The sequence below is a fragment of the Pontibacter locisalis genome (assembly GCF_042684605.1).
GTDB lineage: Bacteria > Bacteroidota > Bacteroidia > Cytophagales > Hymenobacteraceae > Pontibacter > Pontibacter locisalis.
Genome location: NZ_JBHULU010000021.1, coordinates 630,134 through 651,205 on the forward strand (window position 1 = coordinate 630,134; position 21,072 = coordinate 651,205).

At 42.8% G+C, this 21,072-nt stretch carries 20 protein-coding genes and 1 other RNA gene; 14 read left to right on the forward strand and 7 right to left on the reverse strand.

Annotated features, from left to right (window positions below):
* The first annotated feature begins 253 nt into the window (after window positions 1-253).
* Window positions 254-790, forward strand: a complete 537-nt coding sequence (locus ACFSRY_RS16685) for a YceI family protein (RefSeq protein ID WP_377510390.1) — start codon at window positions 254-256, stop codon at window positions 788-790.
* 55 nt (window positions 791-845) lie between these two features.
* On the opposite strand, the gene ACFSRY_RS16690 is transcribed toward ACFSRY_RS16685, so the two are convergent.
* From ACFSRY_RS16690 to ACFSRY_RS16710, 5 genes are all read right to left on the reverse strand, one after another.
* Window positions 846-1,475, reverse strand: a complete 630-nt coding sequence (locus tag ACFSRY_RS16690; RefSeq protein WP_377510394.1) for a protein-tyrosine-phosphatase — start codon at window positions 1,473-1,475, stop codon at window positions 846-848.
* A 6-nt stretch (window positions 1,476-1,481) separates the two neighbouring features.
* Entirely contained in the window at window positions 1,482-2,537 is a 1,056-nt protein-coding gene (gene arsB, locus ACFSRY_RS16695) for an ACR3 family arsenite efflux transporter (protein WP_377510397.1), read from the reverse strand.
* A 100-nt stretch (window positions 2,538-2,637) separates the two neighbouring features.
* Window positions 2,638-3,483, reverse strand: coding sequence for an arsenite methyltransferase (locus tag ACFSRY_RS16700; protein WP_377510400.1), 846 nt, complete (start codon window positions 3,481-3,483; stop codon window positions 2,638-2,640).
* Between the two features lie 51 nt (window positions 3,484-3,534).
* Entirely contained in the window at window positions 3,535-3,867 is a 333-nt protein-coding gene (locus tag ACFSRY_RS16705; protein ID WP_377511226.1) for an ArsR/SmtB family transcription factor, read from the reverse strand.
* Between the two features lie 220 nt (window positions 3,868-4,087).
* Window positions 4,088-4,756, reverse strand: a complete 669-nt coding sequence (locus tag ACFSRY_RS16710) for a hypothetical protein (protein ID WP_377510403.1) — start codon at window positions 4,754-4,756, stop codon at window positions 4,088-4,090.
* Between the two features lie 299 nt (window positions 4,757-5,055).
* Between ACFSRY_RS16710 and ACFSRY_RS16715 the strand changes: the two genes are divergently transcribed.
* The 11 genes from ACFSRY_RS16715 to ACFSRY_RS16765 all read left to right on the forward strand — a co-directional run bounded on the left by ACFSRY_RS16715 (window position 5,056) and on the right by ACFSRY_RS16765 (window position 16,485).
* Window positions 5,056-5,913, forward strand: a complete 858-nt coding sequence (locus ACFSRY_RS16715; RefSeq protein ID WP_377510406.1) for an aminotransferase class IV — start codon at window positions 5,056-5,058, stop codon at window positions 5,911-5,913.
* A complete protein-coding gene (locus tag ACFSRY_RS16720; protein ID WP_377510409.1) occupies window positions 5,906-6,343 on the forward strand; it encodes a hypothetical protein in 438 nt (145 codons plus the stop codon). The genes ACFSRY_RS16715 and ACFSRY_RS16720 overlap by 8 nt, the downstream gene beginning before the upstream one ends.
* Before the next feature lie 47 nt (window positions 6,344-6,390).
* Window positions 6,391-7,155 carry an oxygenase MpaB family protein gene (locus tag ACFSRY_RS16725; RefSeq protein WP_377510412.1) on the forward strand — a complete coding sequence of 255 codons (765 nt, stop codon included), beginning with the start codon at window positions 6,391-6,393 and terminating at the stop codon, window positions 7,153-7,155.
* A gap of 218 nt (window positions 7,156-7,373) precedes the next feature.
* Window positions 7,374-7,670 carry an antibiotic biosynthesis monooxygenase family protein gene (locus tag ACFSRY_RS16730; RefSeq protein WP_377510415.1) on the forward strand — a complete coding sequence of 99 codons (297 nt, stop codon included), beginning with the start codon at window positions 7,374-7,376 and terminating at the stop codon, window positions 7,668-7,670.
* A 158-nt stretch (window positions 7,671-7,828) separates the two neighbouring features.
* Window positions 7,829-9,388, forward strand: a complete 1,560-nt coding sequence (locus ACFSRY_RS16735; RefSeq protein WP_377510418.1) for a GAF domain-containing protein — start codon at window positions 7,829-7,831, stop codon at window positions 9,386-9,388.
* Between the two features lie 41 nt (window positions 9,389-9,429).
* Entirely contained in the window at window positions 9,430-13,575 is a 4,146-nt protein-coding gene (locus ACFSRY_RS16740; RefSeq protein WP_377510421.1) for a chemotaxis protein CheB, read from the forward strand.
* 124 nt (window positions 13,576-13,699) lie between these two features.
* An RNA gene (ffs, locus tag ACFSRY_RS16745) (signal recognition particle sRNA small type) lies at window positions 13,700-13,796 on the forward strand.
* Between the two features lie 110 nt (window positions 13,797-13,906).
* Window positions 13,907-14,563 (forward strand): fructose-6-phosphate aldolase, encoded by a 657-nt coding sequence (gene fsa, locus ACFSRY_RS16750; RefSeq protein ID WP_377510424.1) that lies wholly within the window; start codon window positions 13,907-13,909, stop codon window positions 14,561-14,563.
* Between the two features lie 93 nt (window positions 14,564-14,656).
* Window positions 14,657-14,860, forward strand: coding sequence for a fructose-6-phosphate aldolase (locus ACFSRY_RS16755; RefSeq protein WP_377510427.1), 204 nt, complete (start codon window positions 14,657-14,659; stop codon window positions 14,858-14,860).
* A 7-nt stretch (window positions 14,861-14,867) separates the two neighbouring features.
* Window positions 14,868-15,578 (forward strand): cell division ATP-binding protein FtsE, encoded by a 711-nt coding sequence (locus ACFSRY_RS16760; RefSeq protein ID WP_377510430.1) that lies wholly within the window; start codon window positions 14,868-14,870, stop codon window positions 15,576-15,578.
* Entirely contained in the window at window positions 15,568-16,485 is a 918-nt protein-coding gene (locus tag ACFSRY_RS16765) for a glycosyltransferase family 2 protein (RefSeq protein WP_377510433.1), read from the forward strand. The genes ACFSRY_RS16760 and ACFSRY_RS16765 overlap by 11 nt, the downstream gene beginning before the upstream one ends.
* Window position 16,486: 1 nt before the next feature.
* Here the strand turns inward: ACFSRY_RS16765 and ACFSRY_RS16770 are convergent, their stop codons facing one another.
* On the reverse strand, window positions 16,487-17,149 hold the full coding sequence (locus ACFSRY_RS16770) for a hypothetical protein (RefSeq protein ID WP_377510437.1): 663 nt from the start codon (window positions 17,147-17,149) through the stop codon (window positions 16,487-16,489).
* 156 nt (window positions 17,150-17,305) lie between these two features.
* Between ACFSRY_RS16770 and ACFSRY_RS16775 the strand changes: the two genes are divergently transcribed.
* Both ACFSRY_RS16775 and ACFSRY_RS16780 read left to right on the forward strand, forming a co-directional pair.
* Complete coding sequence (locus ACFSRY_RS16775) at window positions 17,306-18,442, forward strand: DegT/DnrJ/EryC1/StrS family aminotransferase (protein ID WP_377510440.1); 1,137 nt, start codon at window positions 17,306-17,308, stop codon at window positions 18,440-18,442.
* The gene (locus ACFSRY_RS16780; RefSeq protein ID WP_377510443.1) at window positions 18,435-19,499 is read left to right on the forward strand and encodes a Gfo/Idh/MocA family protein; all 1,065 of its coding nucleotides are present in this window, start codon (window positions 18,435-18,437) and stop codon (window positions 19,497-19,499) included. The genes ACFSRY_RS16775 and ACFSRY_RS16780 overlap by 8 nt, the downstream gene beginning before the upstream one ends.
* Here ACFSRY_RS16780 and ACFSRY_RS16785 read toward each other — a convergent pair.
* Complete coding sequence (locus ACFSRY_RS16785; RefSeq protein ID WP_377510446.1) at window positions 19,494-20,981, reverse strand: lipopolysaccharide biosynthesis protein; 1,488 nt, start codon at window positions 20,979-20,981, stop codon at window positions 19,494-19,496. The two genes, ACFSRY_RS16780 and ACFSRY_RS16785, sit on opposite strands and share 6 nt — an antisense overlap.
* Between the last annotated feature and the right edge of the window lie 91 nt (window positions 20,982-21,072).

Below are 21,072 nucleotides of genomic sequence, written 5' to 3' on the forward strand. Positions count from 1 at the left end.
AATATGGTAAGCTACAGCATTATACATAATCCAACTTTAATTCAAAAGCACTAAAAAAATAGATGCAACATTTAAGTAAAAATTAATGTACATACATTTGATGTATGTACATTAATTTTATACCTTTAGCTGAGTCACAGAGTATATGTAAAGAACCATGAAGTCTCAAGTATAGGCTTTAAGCTTACTGCCTTACTAGCAGGTATATCTTCATACAGCTACAACTCATTAAATGATATAAAAATTTAAAACTATGGCAACAACAAAATGGGTATTAGACCCGACTCACAGCGAAGTACAGTTTAAGGTGAAGCACCTGATGATTACTACCGTAACCGGTTATTTTAGAGAATATAATGTTGAAGTAGAGACTGAGGGGGAAGACTTCACCAAAGCTTCCAAGATTCTTTTTACTGCTGATGTTGATTCTATTAGCACAAACAATGAGCAGCGGGATACGCACCTGAAATCAGAAGACTTTTTTGATGCAGCTAATCATGAGCAAATTCGATTCGAAGGTAAAAATTTCGAAAAGGCTTCAGGTGATGATTATAAACTGCATGGTGATCTGACCATCCGTGGTACTACAAAACCTGTAACAGTGAATGTTGAATTTGGAGGTATAGTAGTGGATCCTTACGGCCAAACAAAGGCAGGTTTCACTGTAACAGGTAAAATTAACCGTAAAGACTATGGCTTAACCTGGGATGCTGTTACTGAAGCAGGAAGTGTTGTTGTGAGTGATGAAATCAGGCTCAACAGCGATATTCAGTTAGTAAAGCAAGGTTAATATTATTCATGTAAAACAGGAAGGGCTTCTGTACATAGCAGAAGCCCTTCCTGTTTTATATGTACACTTCAACCAGGCTAAATGTATACAGCATTTCCCGGCCAATTTGCCTTGCCCTCTCTTCATATATTTTGGCCTGGGTGGCCGTGTTATCTGAGGTTTTTGGATCCTGGTAGGGCAGGGCCAGGCGTTTCTCAGCGCCAGGGATAAACGGGCAATTTTCATCAGCATCTGTGCACGTCATAACGGCACAGAACCCGGACGCCGGATTAGCTGGATCATCAAATCTTTTTGACCAAACGCTAAAGGGTGCTTGCTCAGCAGAAAACCGGATCTGGTAAGTTGGATTCTTTTCCTCCTTTTCCTGCATTATGCTAAAACCTAGCATGTTCATGGCTTTAACGGCAGCGGGGTAAAAAGCTGTCGCTTCGGTTCCGCCCGAGTAACACTCCACGTTATCTATTGTATAGTAAGCAGCGGCAGCCTGTGCCCAAATCTGCGCCATGTGGCTTCTGCGGGAATTATGGGTACAGATAAAAACAAGGTATACTGTTTTATTTAGGGCAACTTTCTCTTTGATGAAATGTGCAAGCTGCTCCAAAAGCTTCTTCCGTTCTGAAGGAATATCATCAAAGGAAAGTGTGAGCTCTTTGATTGTGTCAGCAAGTGTAGGTATTAAATCCATTGACGTTTAAACAAGTTGTTTCTTGTAAAATTTGGCGCGGAGCCAGAAGGAGACCCTTACCAGGGCAATAAGTGCAGGCACTTCTACCAAAGGACCAACTACGCCTGCAAAAGCTTCACCAGAATTCAGTCCAAACACAGCAATGGCCACAGCAATAGCTAACTCGAAATTATTTCCGGCTGCTGTAAAGGCCACTGAAGCATTTTCGGAGTAATCAGCTCCGGCTGCTTTACCTAAAAGGAAACTTGCCAGAAACATCACGGCAAAGTATAGTACCAGGGGCACAGCAATGCGCAGTACATCAAAAGGTATGGAAACAATCAAATCTCCCTTCAGGCTGAACATCACTAAAATTGTGAACAATAGGGCAACCAGGGTGATAGGGGAGATGGCAGGTATGAACTTCGTCTGGTACCACTCCTGCCCCTTTAGCGGCACGAGAATAACACGGCTTAAAACCCCGGCCAGAAAAGGAATACCTAGGTAAATAGCTACACTTTCAGCTATCACACCAATGGATATGTCTACTATAGCTCCTTCGAAGCCAAATAGTGGCGGCAGTTTTGTAATGAATAACCAGGCGTAGAAGCTATACAGGAAAACCTGGAATATACTGTTAAGCGCCACAAGACCAGCAGCATACTCACGGCTTCCATCTGCAAGGTCATTCCAGACCAACACCATGGCAATGCAGCGGGCAAGTCCTATAAGTATGAGCCCTGTCATATACTCCGGGTATTCACTGAGGAAGGTAATGGCCAGCGCAAACATCAGCAGTGGACCTATTATCCAGTTCAATAGCAGAGACAACCCAATCACCCTTACATTTCTGAAGACTTCTGGCAATAGTCTGTAGTTGACCTTCGCCAATGGAGGATACATCATCAGGATGAGCCCTATGGCAATTGGGATATTGGTTGTGCCGCTGGAGAGGGAGTTAACATAAGCTGAGCTTTCCGGTATAAAATACCCGAGGCCTACTCCGATCAGCATTGCCAGGAGTATCCAAAAAGTTAAATAGCGATCAAGGAAACCCAGGCTTTTCTGTTTTTGAATTGTCATATAGTTGCCCTTTTTTAGTATAGTGCAGTACAACTTGTACCTCTTACCCTGTAACTTTACAAGCTCATAAAGGCGACAGCCTTTATGAGCCTGAGTTTTGTCAACAACACCCAGAGCCAGGGGCGCAGCAGTTAGATTCGGCTGGCTTATCACCATAGACCGTGATACTGTAGATGCCAGTGTTGCTCTCCCGAAACTGCTTTATACCGTCTTCGGTTAAATAATCGCGCAAAATCTCATCAGGCACCTGTACTACTTTTTCTTTCTGTACAGTGATATTTTCAAAACCTGCTTTTTTTATTATCTGCAGGTAATGTTCCTTTTGGATAGCACCAGAAACGCAGCCTGCATACATTTCACTTGCCTGCACTAACCCTTTTGGTAATTCACCGACCAGTACTACATCAGAAATACTAAAGTGGCCGCCTGGTTTCAGTACGCGGTAAGTTTCTGCAAAAGCCTTCTTCTTGTCAGGCACAAGGTTTAAGACACAGTTGCTGATAACCACATCAGCACGGTTGGCAGCTATTGGCAGGTCCTCAATCTCCCCTTGTCTGAACTCCACATTATTAAAACTTAGTTTGTCAGCATTTACACGGGCTTTGGCAATCATGGCTTCGGTCATGTCTACACCTATAACCTTACCCGTTTCCCCTGTCAGGGCCCGGGCAACGAAACAGTCATTGCCTGCTCCAGAGCCAAGGTCTACAACTGTATCACCTTTCTTTATTTGTGCGAATTCGGTTGGTACACCACAGCCCAGACCAAGATCGGCATCCGCGTTATAGCCTTCCAGTTCAGAATAATTGTCAGCAAAAATAGCGTAATCTACCGTGCTGCAACCAGTGGCGCCACAGCATGAAGCTTCATTTTGCTCTTTGCTTTGTAAGGCTATTTCACCATACTTTTCCTTTACTATTTTCTTTAAATCCTCTGCGTTTTTCATAGTCTTATAAGTTTATTATCGGTTTATTACGATCAAATTAATTAAAAAAATTTAACAACAAGTGGTATTACAGGAGGTAAATCTGGAAAACATTACCTGTAATAACTGTTGTGCCTCTTTCCAGGCACGTTCATCTATACAGTAACATACTTTCTTTCCTTCGATGTCGCCTTTAATAAGGCCCGCCTCTTTTAGCTCTTTCAGGTGCTGAGAAACGGTTGATTGAGACAAAGGCAACTCCTCTACAATATCCCCGCAGATGCAGGAAGTACGCTCCAGCAAAATTCGCAATATGGCAATGCGGGCAGGGTGTGCCAATGCTTTCGCATATTTTGCAATTACAATATCGGCCTGAGTAAATTCTTCTGTTTTAGTTGCTCCCATACGTTTATATGATCGTAAAATTACGATCATAAGTTTCAGTAACAACAATTTTTTTGAAATAATTTTTCAGCTACAACTAGAGCTCATCTGCTACTTTCTAAATAACAGATGCTTTGCTGTTTCAAAAAGCAGCACCAGTTTTGATTCAGCACTGTTTCAGGCAAAAAAAAACAGCCTGAGAGATTTCTCAGGCTGTTCTGACAAAATAGAATTTATATCTCTACGCCGTTACTTTTTTCTGTAGGGTACTAATTTCCTGATTCAGCTCTTCAATGCGATTCATCTCAGTCTGCAGGTCTCTTTTTAGCCTTAATTCTCGCTCACGTGCATTCTTTTTTACCTCATTCAGCTCCATGTCTATCTCATCGTAAGCTCTTTTCTTCTCGTCCGTAACTTTTTTGCTGTTCTTGAACTGAAAGTATACTACCGCCAAAATAAGAACTAACACTGCTATTACTGAAAACATCAGGATAACGAATGCCTCCTTTGGGATATAAAATATACCGAATACAGAAATGCTGTCACTCTTCTTTACTTCTTCATCTTTTAGTGCATTGTCCGTCTTTAAAGCTTCAATCTGCTTTTTCTGTGCTTCGATTTCGGCCTGCGCCTCTTCTATCTCTTCTCTTGAGCCGCTACGGGCTTTTTCTAGTTGACCCTCCGTGGCTTTTAGGTTTCGCTCCACACTACTCCAGAAAGAGTCGAGTGCACTAACACTTACAACTTTGTATTCATTACTGCCTTCCCTGTAGCTGTTTGCATTGCTCTTTAGGTTGTTAAACTGGCTTTGTAACTTACTTGATGCTTTAGCTTCTTCTGTAGCCGTTTCCTGTGCATTAACTACTGATAGAGAAGATGCAAAGAGCAAGGATAAAAAGAATGCTTTCATAAATGGTTGGAATAAATTGAATAAAAACACTTAAATCATTTTTATGTTCAAAACCGTAGATGTTGCACTCCAACACATAGGTTTTAAACTTAAAAGCTAAACTCCCTAAAGGATTCTTTATTGTATTAAGTTCGAATTAAGTCTTTAATTTCTAAAAAACCACACTTTCAATTGTATTTTTTTACGGCTGACCTTTTCACATTTACTGTTTGATGTTAGCTGAGAAAAATCAAAGACATAAGTTACTGAGCAGATATAATTTTCAATACATTTGGATTCAACTTAAAAAGTCCTTTCCTATGGCAGCTGACTTACCTTTGTACGCCTACCTGAATCAGGAATTCTTGCCTCTTAAAAGTGCAACTCTCCATGTCAGTGATCTGGCAATTCAGCGGGGCTATGGAGTATTTGATTTTATTAAAGTAGAAGGGAAACAGCCCCTCTTCCTTCAAAATTATCTGGATCGGTTTTACAGTTCTGCGGGTGAGCTTAACCTAAAAGTGCCCTGTACAAAGCAGGAGTTGAAGGCCACTATTTTCGATCTTGTTCAGAAGAATGATCTGGGAACTTCCGGTCTGAAAATGATTTTAACAGGAGGTTACTCTGAAAATGGCTTTGATCCGGTTGTACCTAACTTATTAATTCAGCAGCAGTCGTTAACTCTTCCCGGAAAGGAAATGGTAGAGAATGGAATTAAAGTTATTACGCATGAATATGTGCGGGAGCTTCCGGAGGTAAAAACCATTAACTACACGATGGGAATACGGCTCCAGAAAACTGTTAAAGAGAAAGGGGCAGCGGATGTGCTATATCATACCAATGGAGCCGTTTCAGAATTTCCTCGTTGCAATTTCTTCATTGTTAAGCAGGATGGTACAGTTGCTACACCTTCACAAAATATCCTTCGGGGCATTACAAGGAAAAATGTGCTGTCACTTGCAGCCAGGAAATTTAAAGCAGTGGAGGAGGAGATTACGCTGGAAGATGTTTTACAAGCAAAAGAGGCATTCCTAACAAGTACTACAAAAAGGGTAGTACCCATTGTTAAAGTTGATGAGGCCGTAATAGGGGAAGGCAAGCCCGGCGAAGTAACGCTTAGCCTATTGCAGGATCTTATTGAATTTGAAGGATCTTATATCAGAGATTCAAATGAATAAGATTAGTATAAAACTTATAGCACCCTATGGCCTGTGTACTATACTTGGCGGGATCGTAGTTTTTCATGTCCTTGTTATTATCGGAGTAGTACCCTCCGATATCGTTTGGGGCGGAAAACTAAAAGATACTTCTCAGATGCTGGTTTTTGAGTCTCTTTCTGTGTTTATAAACACGGTAATGTTGGCAGTAGTAGCTTCCCATGCAGGTTTTGTAAAGTGGAGGATACCCCGTAAGTTAGTGAGATTCGCTCTGTGGGCTATGTTTATTATTTTTCTCCTGAATTCAATAGGGAATTTACTCTCAGAAAATGAAACAGAGAAAATGGTGTTTACCCCTTTAACTATTCTGCTTGCCTTTTTTAGCCTGATACTTGCTTTAAGTGGTACACCTAAATCTCCGTCAGTTGACCCTGCTGAGTTAGTTAATTGATTTTTACTTTACCGGCACAATTTAATGTCCCAGTTCGTTAAGGAAGTATGAAATTATTCGTAGCGAAAGAGTCTGTAGTAAGAAAGATTTGGGGCAAAGGTGACACTGTGCTTTTTATTTTTGCAGGTGCTTCGGCTGAGTTCGCTTTGAACAAAGCGGTTGACTGGCTTTACTTTACAGGCAGGTTGCCTGCCGACCCCCTGGGGCGCTTGTTTTCTACTGTTGGTTATGCACAGCAAATTGTTTTTTCTGAAGAAGAGAAGGCCAACAAAGCGATAGACAGGATGGCCACTATACATGCAGGCGTGGAAGCTGCCCGGGGAATGGCTATACCCGATTGGGCTTACCGCGACGTGCTCTTCATGTTGATCGACTACTCTATCCGATCCTATGAAGTGCTGGAACAGAAACTTTATGAAGAAGAGAAAGCAGAGGTTTTTGATGTTTTCAGGAGGGTAGGAGACCGCATGGGGATCAAAGGTTTACCCATTACTTATCAGGAGTGGATGATAGCCAGAAAAGAGCATCTCAAAAATAATCTTGCCTTTAGTAACTACACCACTGATCTGTACAAGCAGTACCGAAAGCACCTGGGTCCGGTAAGGTATAAGTTACTTCTGGAGGCTCAAAAAATGGTTGTGCCGAAAGTAGTGAAGAAGCTCCTCGGTTTAGGCAAGCTACCTTTGTTAACACCAGTCATAGGAGTTTATAAAGTAAGTAGGAAGCTACACCTGGATTGGCTGCTCAAATCAATTATTCTTCCTTCAGCTTACAAATCAGAAATCAGGGCCTTAGACAGCGTTCCCGGCTAATCTTGCGTAAGAGTATTTTAATCCATTGCCAGGATAGCTAAAATGTACTGAAATAAGGCGCGAAAATCATTATTTATGCCTGTTTCTTTAGCTAAAGAGCCCTTTTTACTTTATTATTGTAAATTACACACCCTTCCCACACCAGTTGTTTCACTGCTGTATGTTTAAGTCTTGTTTAACAGGAGTTATGCAGGGTGCTTTTTCTGTAAATAAATAGAATGTTTGTAGCTGTAAGTATTTTTGAAGTAGCCAACGATATGGCTGAAGAAGTAAAGCAAGCTTTTGTGTCCAGACCTCATCTGGTTGATAAAGCGAATGGTTTCCTGGAGATGAAGGTGCTTTCGCCACAGGAGAATCTGAATGAAATCTGGGTTACCACCTTTTGGGATGATGAAAGCAACTACCAGAACTGGTACAAGAATCACATGAAAGAGTCGCACCAGGGAATACCAAAGGGACTAAAGCTTGTGCCGGGAAGCACGAAAGTTCGCTTTTTTCAACAGGTTACAAGCTGATAACAATTTGGTGTTGGTGCTGGTTAGAAAATTTGCCAGAATGATTTACCTGAACTCCTCATCTTGTTGGTTATAGTACTACTTTCCTTACCCAGCTAAATTTCAACCTGTATTTAAAGCATTCATACTTCTGCTTTATCAGTCATTTTAAAAGCCCTATGAAAGACACTAACGCGATGGTCAACCTGACTATCAAAAAGGACTACGATTCTGATTTTTGTGGCAGCATTCCGCTACATCTGGTCAACCTTATCCAGCCGTATGGTTTTATGATGGTTTTGGATAAGCCGCAGCATCGTATCGTTCAGATTAGTGATAATGTGGGTGATTTTGTTCCTGCTTCGGTTGAAGAGATGCTGGAGAATTCCTTTGCCAATTTGCTGCCTGGGTACCAATATGATGAAATTCTTTCCAAAATAAACAACCAGAAAACAGAAGAGAACATACCCGTAAATGTTGTACTCTCAGTAAATGGCAGGGAGAACTCTTTTACAGCCTTGATTCACCCTAAAGAAGATTACGTATTGATAGAACTAGAGAAAAGCCAGTCAGTGGGTGCCACAGACACTTCTTTTCTAGAGCTCTACCAACAAGTTAAGTACATTACATCCCAGCTAAAAAATGCTGCATCTATACCTGAAATAGCACAAATAGCAGTAGACTCTATAAAAAAGCTAACAGGTTTTGATAGGGTGCTGGGTTACCAGTTCGATCCGAAGTGGAATGGTATTGTTATCGCTCAGGCTAAGGAAGAGAACATGGATGATTATATGGGGCTACGTTTTCCTGCTTCCGATGTACCCAAACAAGCCAGAGATTTATATTTCAGAAACCCATATCGACTCATCCCGACGCGGGAGTATACCCCTGTTCGGTTAATACCTGTTATCAATCCGCTTACTCAGCGTTTTACAGACCTTTCTGATTGCAATCTCCGAAGCGTGGCACCAGTGCACTTGGAGTATCTGGCAAATCTCAAGATCATGTCATCCATGTCTTTGCCCCTGATTGTTGGAAATAAACTGTGGGGATTGATTTCCTGCCATCATAAAACCCCTATATTACCTGGTTATGAGCTTCGTTCTGCACTGGAGTTACTTTGTAGCATTGTTTCAGGTCAGCTATCCGGAAAAGAAAGAGAAAACTCGGTGCAACTCAAGGCACAGCTAAAAAGTGTTCATGCGGAGCTTCTTGAGCAGTTTTATAACAGTTCATCTATCGCAGAAGGGCTGTTAGAAGGTGAAACGTCCCTACATAGCTTACTGGATTTATCAGGAATTGCCATAATTTTTGAGGGTAGTATACTGACAAGTGGCAGTACGCCTAAGAACCAGGAGTTGAAGGAACTTATAGCTTGGTTCAGACGAAACAAGCTTGATAAGATATATTCTACAGACAACCTGCCAAATGAGTTTGTACAGAGCAAGGACTTCAAAGAGATAGCAAGTGGGTTGATCGTCCTGCCTATAAATGCAGAGCAGGGGGAGTTTATACTAGGCTTCCGGAAAGAAGTGACACAGACCGTAAGTTGGGGAGGAAATCCTCATCAAGCCATACAAATGGAACCTGACGGAAAGACTTACCACCCACGTAACTCTTTTGCTGTTTACCAGGAACAAGTAAAATTTACATCTTTACCATGGAAGCCAGAAGAAATAGAGGCGGCGGAGGCTATCAGAAGTGCTGTTCTTGAAAAAATAGTTAGAGACAGGTACTAGGAAACTACAGTTGAGCAATACAATTAAATGCAGTTGAAAAGATGAAAACCCAAGCACCCAATCAACAACCTCAGTCTTTTTCAGCAGACCACTACCTGGTAGGCATAGGAGCGTCTGCGGGTGGACTGGAAGCTATTCACAAGTTGTTTGACCACTTTCCTAATAACTCCAGTTTCTCTTTTGTAATCGTTCAGCACCTTTCGCCCGACCACAAGAGCCTGATGGCGGAGCTTCTTTCCAAACATACCCGTATGCAGGTACAGGAGGCAGAGGATAAGATGCTCACAAAACCTAATTGTGTTTATGTGTTGCCTAGTGGTAAGCAACTTACTCTAAAGCATGGGCGCCTGCGTTTAACAGATAAAGAGCGAACAAGAGAGCCTAATTTTGCCATCGATGTTTTTTTTGAATCTATGGCAAAGGACCTTGGTAAGTATGCTATAGGGGTTGTTCTGTCTGGTACAGGAACAGACGGAACCCGTGGAGTAAAAGCCATAAAAGCAGCTGGGGGTATGGTAGTGGTGCAGGAGCCAGGCAATGCCAAATTCGATGGCATGCCTCGTAGTGCTATTGATACAGGATCGGTAGACTATGTGCTTTCCCCGGAGATGATGCCAAGCAAGATCATAGGCTATACCAGGCAAGTGCCATTGGTGAAGTCTTTGATAGAGCGCAATATACCAAGTGAGGATTCAGTGTTGCAGGAAATACTTGACCTGATCTGTTCGCAGACTAAAACTGATTTCACAAACTACAAACAAGGAACCATCAAGCGCAGGGTCAAAAAGCGCATGGACCATCTTAAGGTGGAGAGCCTGGAGGAGTATTTAGGCTACCTGCATAAGAAACCAGCCGAAATAAGTATTCTTTGTCAGGAGTTTTTTATAAACGTAACCCAATTTTTTAGGGATAAGGAAGCTTTTGAGTCTATCGAAAATGAAGTTATACCTAAAATAATAGAAGAAAAAGGGCCGGGAGAACCTATCAAAGTGTGGGTTACTGCCTGTAGCACAGGGGAAGAGGTATACTCACTGGCTATTCTTTTCCAGGAGGCCTTTGATAAGTTAGGCAGAGAGGCAACAGTAAAACTTTTTGCTACTGATATAGACCAGGATGCTATTTCAAAGGCTTCAAAAGGTGTTTACCCTTTGTCCATTGCAAAGGAGGTTTCTGAGGAACGCCTGAATCGTTTTTTCCGCTTCAAAAATGAAAAGTATATCGTAAGTGAGGAGATACGAAAGCTGGTTGTATTTGCGCAGCATGACCTACAGAAAGATCCTCCTTTCAGCCGGATAGACTTGATTTCTTGCCGCAACATGCTCATCTACCTTAACCCTGGTTTGCAGAACAAGGTGATGGCTGTTTTCCCCTACGCCTTAAACTTGCATGGCTATTTGTTCCTGGGGCCAAGCGAGCACATAGGCGACCTTAAATCTTTTTTTGTGGAGGAAAACAGAAAGTGGAAAATATTCCGGAAGATAAAAGAGAGCAGGGGTGTCAGGCAGACTTATGGCATTACAGACTACACTCCTGCATTATCTCGTCCCGGCAATGCCATGGATACTTCCCAGGTGTCACATCTGGCGCGTTATAACGACGCCTTTATGGATGCCGTTTCTGAAGATTTTAAGGTTACAGGGCTTTATGTGGATGAAAATTTTCAGCTGCTGCATGGTATCGGTGATATCAACCGGTTCCTGAATTTCCCGGATAAGAGGCTTCATTTCAACCTGCTGAAGATGGTGCCTGAAGAGTTGGCTGTGGCACTTAGCGTAGGCCTTCGTAAAGCGCTTAAGCAGAATCAAAAAGTAGTGGCAAGACAGGTTGCTGTAAAAATTGGTGACAAAAACCAGTTGTTGCATGTGTCTGTAAAGCCGCTTCAGACAGAAAAAAACCTTCCAAAGGTTATCCTGATCCTTTTGCAGGAGATGGGAGAGCTCACGCCTTTACCAAAAACGTCTGAACTTTCCATGGTTTCAGACCCCGATTATTACAATCAACTGGCTGTACTGGAGTCGGAGTTGAAAGATGCTCGTGAAAGCCTGAGTTTAACTGTTCAGGATTTAAGTACTTCAAACGAAGAGCTGCAGTCAAGTAATGAAGAGTTGATGTCTAGTAACGAAGAGTTGCAGAGTTCTAATGAGGAAATGCAGTCTCTGAATGAGGAATTACACACTGTAAACTCAGAGCATCAGCTAAAGATCAAAGAGCTGCAGGAGCTGAACGAAGACCTAGATAATTATATCCGAAGCTCCAACATCGGGCAGCTTTTTATTGATCACCACCTGGTGATCCGAAAGTTCACTCCGAGTGTAAAAGAGCTGATCAATATTATTGACACCGATGTTGGCAGGCCAATTCATCATTTGTCCTATAACCTGAAGTACGATAAACTGCTCGAAGACATCCAGAAGGTAAATCATACTTCAGTTGAAGTAGAGCAGGAGGTAGAAACAGAGCAAGGAAAGTACTTCCTGATGCGTATCATCCCGTACCTGAAGCATAATGGTAATAAAGATGGTGTGGTGCTGAGTTTTGTGGAAGTTACCGCCCTGAAGGCGCTGAGTAACGTGGTACAGGGGGTGCTTGATAGCTCCCTTAGCAGCATAATGGCCTTTCAGGCTATCCGGGATGACGATAAAAAGATAAGGGATTTTTCCTGGAGTTTGTTAAACAAGAGGGCAGAGGGTTTATTTGATAAATCGCTTTCACAACTTCAGAGCAAAACTGTTCTTTCTGAAATGCCTTTCCTTAAAGTTACAGGTCTTCTCAAGAAGTTTGTCGCTGTCGTGGATCAGGGGCAATCCTTGTACACAGAACAATACCTGGAGTTTAACAACAAGAAAGCCTGGTATGAGATTGCAGCTGTAAAGATGGGGGACGGCTTAACTGTAACAATGGTAGATGTTACGGAGAAGAAGGTTGCCGAGGAAAAAATACTTATGGCTTATGAAAACCTGAAAAAAGCGGAAGAGGATCTCATCAGGCTTAATAATGAACTGGAGGTAAGGGTAGAGGAGCGTACCAAAGAACTGGCAGCCAGTGAGGAACGCTTCCGACTCGTATCCATGGCTACAAATGATGTGGTTTGGGACTGGAACCTTGTCACAAATGAATTGTGGTGGAGTGATAATCTTCCTTCCGTACTGGGCTATGAAGTAGAACTAATGGGCCGTGGGTTTGATAGTTGGTCAAATAAAATACATCCAGAAGACAGAGAGGAGACTGTAAAGTCCATCAATCAAGCCATAAACTATGGTAAAGAGCAATGGGCTGCGGAGTACCGCTTCCGTAAGGAAAATGGCTCCTATGCGTATGTGGCCAACCGGGCTTACATCATGCAAAATGAATATAAAATACCTTACAGGGTTCTGGGTTCCTTTATTGATTTAACTGATCTTAAATCCACGCAGGAGAAACTTCAAAATACAAATGAACATCTACGTCGGGTAAATGCAGACCTGGATACTTTTGTTTATACTGCCTCACACGATTTAAAAGCACCTGTAGCAAATATTGAAGGACTCCTGTTGCTGCTGGAAGACCAGATAGAGTCGATGGGACCAATACCAGGAGAGCCTACACAGCCTGTATTTGAGATGGTAAAAGATGCCATCCTTCGTTTCAAAAACGTGATTAAAGATCTGACAGATATCGCTAAGGTGCAGCGGGATATTGACGGTGAAATCGAAACAGTGGACCTGGAAAAGGTTTTTCTGGAAGTGAAGAAAAGTATGCAGGACCAGCTAAGTAAAGAGGGGGCAAAGGTTTCTTTTGATTTTAAAAATGCCCCACTTGTTAGTTTCTCTAAGAAAAACTTGTATAGCATACTTTACAACTTGTTAAGTAATTCAGTAAAATATAGATCGCCAAAACGAAAGCCAGAAGTAGTCCTTCAGTCAGAACGTATCGATGGACATGTACTAGTTACCGTGCGGGATAACGGCCTTGGTTTTAGCAAAGACAATCTTTCCAAAGTTTTTACACTCTTCAAGCGGTTTCACTCCCACGTGGACGGTACAGGTATGGGCCTTTATATTGTTAAAAGATTGATGAGCAATGCAGGAGGGAACATAAAAGTTGAGAGCGAAGAAAAGAAAGGCAGCACTTTTAAACTGTACTTCAGGGTGGCAGAAGAGGTTAAAGAGGGACAGGGCATAGCAGAAGAAAAGCTTACAGAAAAATAAAAATATTCTTTTGTAAAGGATTATTAATCATTTGAAAGCGAGTTAGTTTTGAAATATTGTCCGGTGTAGGGGCTTTAAATTGAGATTAGTTCTTGCATAGTGAGAAATATTGTGTACTTTTGCAACGGCAAATCGGCACGGCCAGCTCCTGCTGAACTCCCCCAGGACCGGAAGGTAGCAAGGGTAAGTGGTTGAGCGGCGCGATGTCGGTTTGCCACTTTTTTTTGCCCTCTCCTCAAGGTTTTCCACCTTCTCTCAATTTTCTGCTCATTCCTTCCTGATTCCCGATTAATGCGTTAGATTTGTAGTACAAAACCTACAACCCAGCATTATGAAATTCTTTATTGATACTGCAAACCTGCAGGAAATTCAGGAAGCACACGATTTAGGTGTGTTGGATGGCGTTACTACAAACCCTTCCCTGATGGCGAAGGAAGGAATCTTCGGGCATGATAATGTAATTGCGCATTACAAGCAGATCTGCGAACTTGTTGATGGTGATATAAGTGCAGAGGTTATTGCCACTGATTTTGAAGGAATCGTTCGCGAAGGTGAATTCCTGGCTGAGCTGCACCCTAACATTGTGGTAAAGGTGCCTATGATCCGTGATGGAGTGAAGGCAATCCGTCACTTCAGCGAAAAGGGTATTAAGACAAACTGTACATTGGTTTTCTCTGCTGGTCAGGCCTTACTGGCTGCCAAAGCAGGTGCTACGTATGTGTCTCCTTTCGTAGGCCGTTTAGATGATGTTTCTACTGATGGTTTGCAACTGATTGAGCAGATCGTACAGATCTATGGCAACTATGGTTACCAGACGCAAGTGTTGGCGGCCTCAGTACGTCACGTAATGCACCTGGTACAATGTGCCGAGATAGGGGCAGACGTGGTAACATGCCCTCTTAAAGTGATTACAGGTCTGCTGAAGCACCCACTGACTGATATTGGTCTGGAGCAATTCTTAGCAGATCACGCGAAAGGAAATAAGTAGTTACTTATATTAGAAATTATGAGTTAGAAATTAGAAGTGAGGTATCATTGCTTTCATTTCTAATTTCTAATTTTTAATTCATAATTCTAACAGATGTACATCATCAAAGTAAAAGGCAAGGCTAAAATTCCGGATTATATTCAACTCCGTGACGACAATTTTGTGCTAATTGCTTATTTTAGAGCTGATCGGCCGCTCAAGAACCTGGATCGTTATGGTCTGGAGGGTAAAGAAGAGGCTCTTGCCTCTCTTATTGAATCCCTTGAGTTCGGTAAACTTCAGAAACTAGAGATCTAGAGCCCTTATGAATTTTTCCTCTTCCCCTGTGGTATCGCTTCGTGAAGTTGCCATTTACCAGGATGTTAATACTATTCTGAGCAATGTTAATTTTGATGTAGAGAAAGGTGAGTTTGTATACCTTGTAGGGCGCACAGGCAGCGGTAAGAGTTCCCTTCTCAAAACACTTTATGCCGATCTTCCGCTATTAACAGGATCTGCTGCTGTGGCTGATTTTAAGCTAACTAAGCTGCCCCGAAAGCAGGTGCCTTACCTGCGCAGGAAAGTGGGCATTATTTTTCAGGATTTTCAACTGCTCTTCGACCGAACTGTAGCTGAAAATTTGAGCTTTGTGCTAAGAGCGACAGGTTGGAAAGATAAGTCAAAAGTAAAACAAAGGATATCAGAAGTCCTTATGCGGGTTGGTTTGGATGCGGCTGCGAGTAAAATGCCTCATCAGCTATCAGGGGGTGAACAACAGCGCATTGTAATCGCACGTGCTTTGCTTAACGAACCCGTTATTCTTTTTGCCGATGAGCCAACCGGAAATCTTGACCCAATGGTGGCAGATGGAATTATGCAGCTATTCGAGGAAATTAATAATAGCGGTACTGCCATTTTGATGGCTACACATAATTACGAAATCATTAATCGTTACCCGAAGCGCGTATTAAAATGCGCGGACGGAAAAGTGTTGGACTCAAAGGTGGAGCAGTTTACGCTGATCAATGGTTTCTGAGATATCCATACTTATTCCCGTATTCAATCAGGATGTTACGGCCATGGTACACACGCTCCTGGCACAGTGTAACCGGCAGTCCATACAATTTGAAATACGGCTTTATGATGATGGTTCAGAAGAGGAAATCAAAGTGCTGAACAGGCCCTTATCCCGTCTGGATCATGTGGTGTACCTGGAGTTGCCTAAAAATGTAGGGCGGGCTGCTATCCGCAATAAAATGGCGAATGATGCAGCGCATGCACACCTACTTATGCTTGACAATGATTGCCTGCCTGTTTCAACAAATTTTCTTCACAATTACCTGATTGCTGGCGTACAGAACGAGGTTGTAATAGGGGGAGTCGCTTATGTAGCCAAAACTCCTGACAAACCATACAGACTACACTGGAAATATGGCAAAGAGCGAGGCGCAAAAAGTGCCTGGCAGCGCGAAAAAAAACCTTATGTTGATATTTTTCTTTGTAATGCCTTAGTAAAGAAGCAAACTTTTCTGATGTTTCCTCTGCGTGAGAAGTTAAAACGCTATGGTCATGAGGATACTGTTTTTGCCCATGAACTCCGAAGGCACAAGGTACAGGTAAAGCATATACATAATCCTGTTGTACACTTGGGCTTGGAGCAGACCTCTGATATGTTAATTAAGACTAGTCAGGCGGTTCATAACCTTGTGCAACTTTATCATGATGGAGAAGAATTGGATCAGATAAGGCTTGTAAAAACATTTGAGTTTTTAGGAAATCTTGGACTAGTTAATGCCTATACCTTATGTTTTTCCAAACTAGAGGGTATAGTTAAGCAAAATCTGTATTCTAAAAATCCAAACTTGCTTTTATATGATATGTACCGGCTTTACCTGTTTGGATTAAAAGTAAAACAGGAGCCCCAGCTAGTGACAACTTCTTAGTTCAGCTAATCTTGGTCTCTTGACGAATGTTTCTATAACGCTCGGACGCTTTTTCGATTTTGCTTTTTGCATCAGCAGACAATTCGTTCTCCAAGGCTCTTTTACGATTATTTAAAGCAACCCACCATCCTTCTACCAACTCCCATTCTCTTCCTTCTAATTCTGTTGCTTTAGGCTCCAGGTTCTGAACAAATCTTTCATAGGTAGCAGGCAGTTCCTCTGCTGTGATACTACTCATATCATCTGCATTTACCCGTAAACCTAACAGGTCACGTCTTAGTCTATAGCGGCGGCTAACCTCCTGGTATTTTTCTTTCTGCTGTTGGTAAGCCCTGTTATAACGCTCTTCCAGTTCGCGAACCTCCTGTTGTTCTGCTTCGTCGTAAAGGTCGATGTTCTGTACCACTTTTCTCTTTTGGTCGTCGAACTTCTGCATTACCTCTGCTGATTCCGTTTCCCATCTGGAATCATCTTCAGCTGCTTTTTCCATGGCGCGAAGTTCCGTCTCAGTATATTCTCTTTGGGCATCTTCTTCCACCTGTGTTACAAAGTTTCTGTAGTCGTTCAGCGCCTGGTCTCGTTCCTGTTGTGCTTCCTGATCAGTGCAGGAGATAAAAGCGAACAAGCAAATTGCAAAAAAGAGGGAGCGTATGGATAAGGTCATAATTATATTCATTTGTTGATATGTTCTGTAACGCACTGAGGAGGCTATGGTTTCAGGTCGTGCAGCAGAGGAGGCTTCAGGCACAAAAAAACGGCTTACGAATTATATAATAAAAGCTTTAGCTATATTTGTTATGTCCCAATCTGAGCAACATACATGGAAGATATTAAGATGGTAGACCTGAAGGCGCAGTATGGTAAGCTAAAACCGGAATTGGATGCTGCCTTCAGTGCTGTAATGGAAAGTATGGAGTTTATCAATGGACCTCAGGTAGCCAGCTTTGCCAGAAGCTTGGAGCAATACCTGCAGGTGCGGCGTGCCATACCTTGTGCGAATGGTACCGATGCTTTGCAAATTGCCCTTATGGCGTTACAACTTCCTGCAGGAGCAGAAGTAATTGTTCCCTCTTTTAACTATGTGTCCGGGGCCGAGGTTGTAGCCCTGCTGGGGCTTAAGCCTGTTTTTGCAGATGTTCTTCCTGATACCTATACAATTGATCCGGCTTCGGTAAAAAAAGTAATTACCGCTGCCACTGCGGCTATAATCCCTGTGCATTTGTTCGGGCAAAGTGCTCCCATGCATGAAATTATGGAACTCGCGCATGAACACCAGCTATGGGTAATAGAAGATAATGCGCAGGCCCTGGGAGCTGTTTATGTTTTCCCGGATGGTCATGAAGTTAAGGCGGGTACCATAGGCCATTTAGGTACAACTTCCTTTTTTCCTTCCAAGCCTTTAGGTGGTATGGGAGATGGCGGTGCTGTTTTTACAAACGACGATAAGTTAGCAGCTATCACGCAGAAAATAGCCAACCATGGTCAGGCGGAGAAGTATAAGTTTTCTACTATCGGGGTAAACTCCAGGCTAGACACTTTACAGGCAGCCATGCTTGATGTAAAGATAAAGTATGTGGATGAATACAATACAGCCCGCCAGGAAATAGCCAGGTTTTATGATAACGCCTTTGCTGAAACACCTCTGGTACAGGCTCCGCATCGGGCAACATACAGTTCTCATGTTTACCACCAGTACACTGTTACCGTAGCACCAGAACTTCGGGATGCGCTTAAGGAGCACCTGCGGGATAATCATATTCCAAGTATGGTGTATTATCCCGAGCCACTGCACCTGCAGGAGGCTTATGCGTATTTGGGTAATAAAGAAGGTGCCTATCCGGTGTCTGAATTACTTTCCAAAAGCGTTCTTTCCTTGCCCATGCACTCTGAGCTGAAAGAGGAACAATTGGTATATATATGCCAGCATGTATTAGCATTTGTGAAAAAGCATGGCTGAGTTCCAGGATAAGAAAGTGCGTTTTGCAGTCATTGGTTTAGGGCACATTGGCAGGCGCCATGCGCAACTGCTGAGCCAGAATGAAGATGCCGTTGTAGTAGCTTTAATTGATAATATAGAAGGCTTTCTTCTTGATGAAGCCTCATTCTCGGGGGTGCCAAAATTTGAATCACTTGAAGAGTTCGTGCACTCTGGAATTCAGGCAGATGTCTTATGTGTCTGCACCCCAAATTACTTGCATCATCCACATACAATTGCGGGGCTTCGGCATGGACTACATGTTGTATGTGAGAAGCCAATGGCACTTAGAGCTGAGGATTGCAGAGAGATGATAGCTGTTGCGGAAGAATGCAACAGAAGCATTTTTTGTGTGATGCAAAACCGCTACAGCCCTCCTGCAAAATGGCTGAAAGAGATAGTACAGAGCGGCGTATTAGGCCAGTTATACCACGTACAGGTAAATTGCTTTTGGAACCGCGACGAACGCTACTATTTGCCGGGAGGCTGGCGCGGAACACTCGAAAAGGATGGGGGAACGCTGTACACACAGTTCAGTCATTTTATCGATATGATGTACTGGTTGTTCGGTAATGTAAAGATTATGGCCGGTCAGTTCCGAAATAACAACCATAAGCACCTTACCCAGTTTGAGGACAGCGGTTACTTACAGCTTGGGCTTAAAAGTGGGGGACTTTGTACGTTTCATTATACTACCTCCGTGCATTCGCAGAACCTGGAAAGCAGCATCACAATTATTGCAGAGAATGGCAGCATAAAAATTGGAGGGCAGTATATGAACAGCGTGGAATACTGTGACATTCGCAATTATGTGCTACCAGAATTACCAGCCTGTCTGCCAGCCAATAACTATGGGCACTATACCGGGAGTGCTGCCAACCACCAGTTTGTTTTTGAAAATGTAATCAGCACTCTTCGTGATGAGACATCTGCTACAACTAACGTTCAGGACGGGCTAAAGGTGGTAGAAATTATAGAAGAGGTGTATGCGTTAAAATTAAAAGAGGAAGTGTCTCTCAAAAATCCTGTTCGGTTATAGATTCCAGCCGGTGTAGTGCTTTAATATTTTTTTAAGCCACTCGTTCATCGGCTTGTAAATCTTAAGACCGATGGTAAGGCTTGCATACATGAGTATGATAAACAGGGAACGCACAGCAATGTCAAGAATAGGGTTGCCTATGTAAGGCAACAGGTAAGAAGCTCCCAAAGTGCCGGTTGCAATGAGCGCAACCCACAAAGCGCTCCAGGTAAAAGGCTGGATCTTGTAGATGAAACGCACAAAAATCAATCGTGCTACATTCATTACGACAAGTGAAAGCATGGATGCAAGAGCTGCTCCCTCAATACCATAGCGGGGAATAAAGTACCAGTTCGTCCAGATGGTGAGCCCGGCCAGTACCATATTAAAAGCGAGGTCCCATTTATACTTTTCAGAAGTGGCCAGAATAGCGCCATTTAAACTGGTAGCCAGATCAACCAGGCGGGCAATGGCCAGAAACAATACGACATATTTCCCGCTACGGTAGGTTTCGGGCATAAAGTCGTAAAGATTATCAATGTTAGCCCAGATTCCGATAAAAAGTAACAGCCCCACGATTAGGTTGATCATGGTTACGTTCTGGTACAGGTTACCCATTCCTTTCATGTCTCTCTCTTTCCAGAAATCTGCCACCTGCGGAAAGGCAATCTTGAGTATGGACTTCCCGGGCACAAGTATGGCACTTGTCATGAAAAAGGCGGTGGTGTATATACCGTTAGCAGCTAAGCTGTAGGAGGAGATCATGACCTGATCTACCGTAGTGATGATGGTGGCTGAGATGCTGCCCAGGAGCGTGAAGAAGCCATAGTAGAACAGCTCTTTAATTGGCATGACACTAAGAACAGCCATGGATGGCCTCAGGAACAACTGCTTAAGCCACATAATGTAAATGACCAGCACCAGGGTACCGATGGAATTGATGATGATGTACAGCAGAACAAATGTCTGAAAGTCCATCACATCAAAGGCATAAATACTGATGAGAACAGTAGTAAGAATGCGCAGCAGGAAGTCCTGCACAAAAGAGGAAACAATGGTTTTGTAAAGAGACCGCAGGTAAGCCGTGAACATGTTGAACACCAAGGTGAACAGGGCCAGCGGAATCAGGTAGTAATAATACTCGATAATGAGTGGCGAATTATTGATGTAGTAATCCACTACTGCCGGTTTAAACAGCAGGAAAAGCGCCGTTGTAAGAATGAAACCAAGTAGTGGCACTGACAACAGTAAGAACAAAAAGCCATTGTGTTTCCTGTCTTTGTCGCGGAAGTACGGAAAGTAGCGTACGCTCATGTTCACGAAGCCAAGCGCTGAGAACTGAGCATACATTACAGAAATAGAAAGTAGCAGGCGTGTAAGCCCTACTTCTGCTTCATCCAGATAATTAGGGAACAGCAAAACCGTATTCACATAGCCAACAACGATGCCGGCGTATGAGACTACATTGTTCCAGATACCTTCACGCTGTAAAACTCTACTCATTAGCTCCTGATGCAGTGTGCAAGTAAGTTAAAATTTAGAGTTTAAAAGCTAAAAATATAGAAGTTAGGCTATTTTAGGAACAGCAGGGGCA

Excerpts from the sequence above, each read along its gene's own strand:
- ACFSRY_RS16685 (WP_377510390.1), top strand. The coding sequence starts at position 254 with ATGGCAACAACAAAATGGGTATTAGACCCGACTCACAGCGAAGTACAG.
- ACFSRY_RS16690 (WP_377510394.1), bottom strand. The coding sequence starts at position 1,475 with ATGGATTTAATACCTACACTTGCTGACACAATCAAAGAGCTCACACTT.
- arsB (WP_377510397.1), bottom strand. The coding sequence starts at position 2,537 with ATGACAATTCAAAAACAGAAAAGCCTGGGTTTCCTTGATCGCTATTTA.
- ACFSRY_RS16700 (WP_377510400.1), bottom strand. The coding sequence starts at position 3,483 with ATGAAAAACGCAGAGGATTTAAAGAAAATAGTAAAGGAAAAGTATGGT.
- ACFSRY_RS16705 (WP_377511226.1), bottom strand. The coding sequence starts at position 3,867 with ATGGGAGCAACTAAAACAGAAGAATTTACTCAGGCCGATATTGTAATT.
- ACFSRY_RS16710 (WP_377510403.1), bottom strand. The coding sequence starts at position 4,756 with ATGAAAGCATTCTTTTTATCCTTGCTCTTTGCATCTTCTCTATCAGTA.
- ACFSRY_RS16715 (WP_377510406.1), top strand. The coding sequence starts at position 5,056 with ATGGCAGCTGACTTACCTTTGTACGCCTACCTGAATCAGGAATTCTTG.
- ACFSRY_RS16720 (WP_377510409.1), top strand. The coding sequence starts at position 5,906 with ATGAATAAGATTAGTATAAAACTTATAGCACCCTATGGCCTGTGTACT.
- ACFSRY_RS16725 (WP_377510412.1), top strand. The coding sequence starts at position 6,391 with ATGAAATTATTCGTAGCGAAAGAGTCTGTAGTAAGAAAGATTTGGGGC.
- ACFSRY_RS16730 (WP_377510415.1), top strand. The coding sequence starts at position 7,374 with ATGTTTGTAGCTGTAAGTATTTTTGAAGTAGCCAACGATATGGCTGAA.
- ACFSRY_RS16735 (WP_377510418.1), top strand. The coding sequence starts at position 7,829 with ATGAAAGACACTAACGCGATGGTCAACCTGACTATCAAAAAGGACTAC.
- ACFSRY_RS16740 (WP_377510421.1), top strand. The coding sequence starts at position 9,430 with ATGAAAACCCAAGCACCCAATCAACAACCTCAGTCTTTTTCAGCAGAC.
- fsa (WP_377510424.1), top strand. The coding sequence starts at position 13,907 with ATGAAATTCTTTATTGATACTGCAAACCTGCAGGAAATTCAGGAAGCA.
- ACFSRY_RS16755 (WP_377510427.1), top strand. The coding sequence starts at position 14,657 with ATGTACATCATCAAAGTAAAAGGCAAGGCTAAAATTCCGGATTATATT.
- ACFSRY_RS16760 (WP_377510430.1), top strand. The coding sequence starts at position 14,868 with ATGAATTTTTCCTCTTCCCCTGTGGTATCGCTTCGTGAAGTTGCCATT.
- ACFSRY_RS16765 (WP_377510433.1), top strand. The coding sequence starts at position 15,568 with ATGGTTTCTGAGATATCCATACTTATTCCCGTATTCAATCAGGATGTT.
- ACFSRY_RS16770 (WP_377510437.1), bottom strand. The coding sequence starts at position 17,149 with ATGACCTTATCCATACGCTCCCTCTTTTTTGCAATTTGCTTGTTCGCT.
- ACFSRY_RS16775 (WP_377510440.1), top strand. The coding sequence starts at position 17,306 with ATGGAAGATATTAAGATGGTAGACCTGAAGGCGCAGTATGGTAAGCTA.
- ACFSRY_RS16780 (WP_377510443.1), top strand. The coding sequence starts at position 18,435 with ATGGCTGAGTTCCAGGATAAGAAAGTGCGTTTTGCAGTCATTGGTTTA.
- ACFSRY_RS16785 (WP_377510446.1), bottom strand. The coding sequence starts at position 20,981 with ATGAGTAGAGTTTTACAGCGTGAAGGTATCTGGAACAATGTAGTCTCA.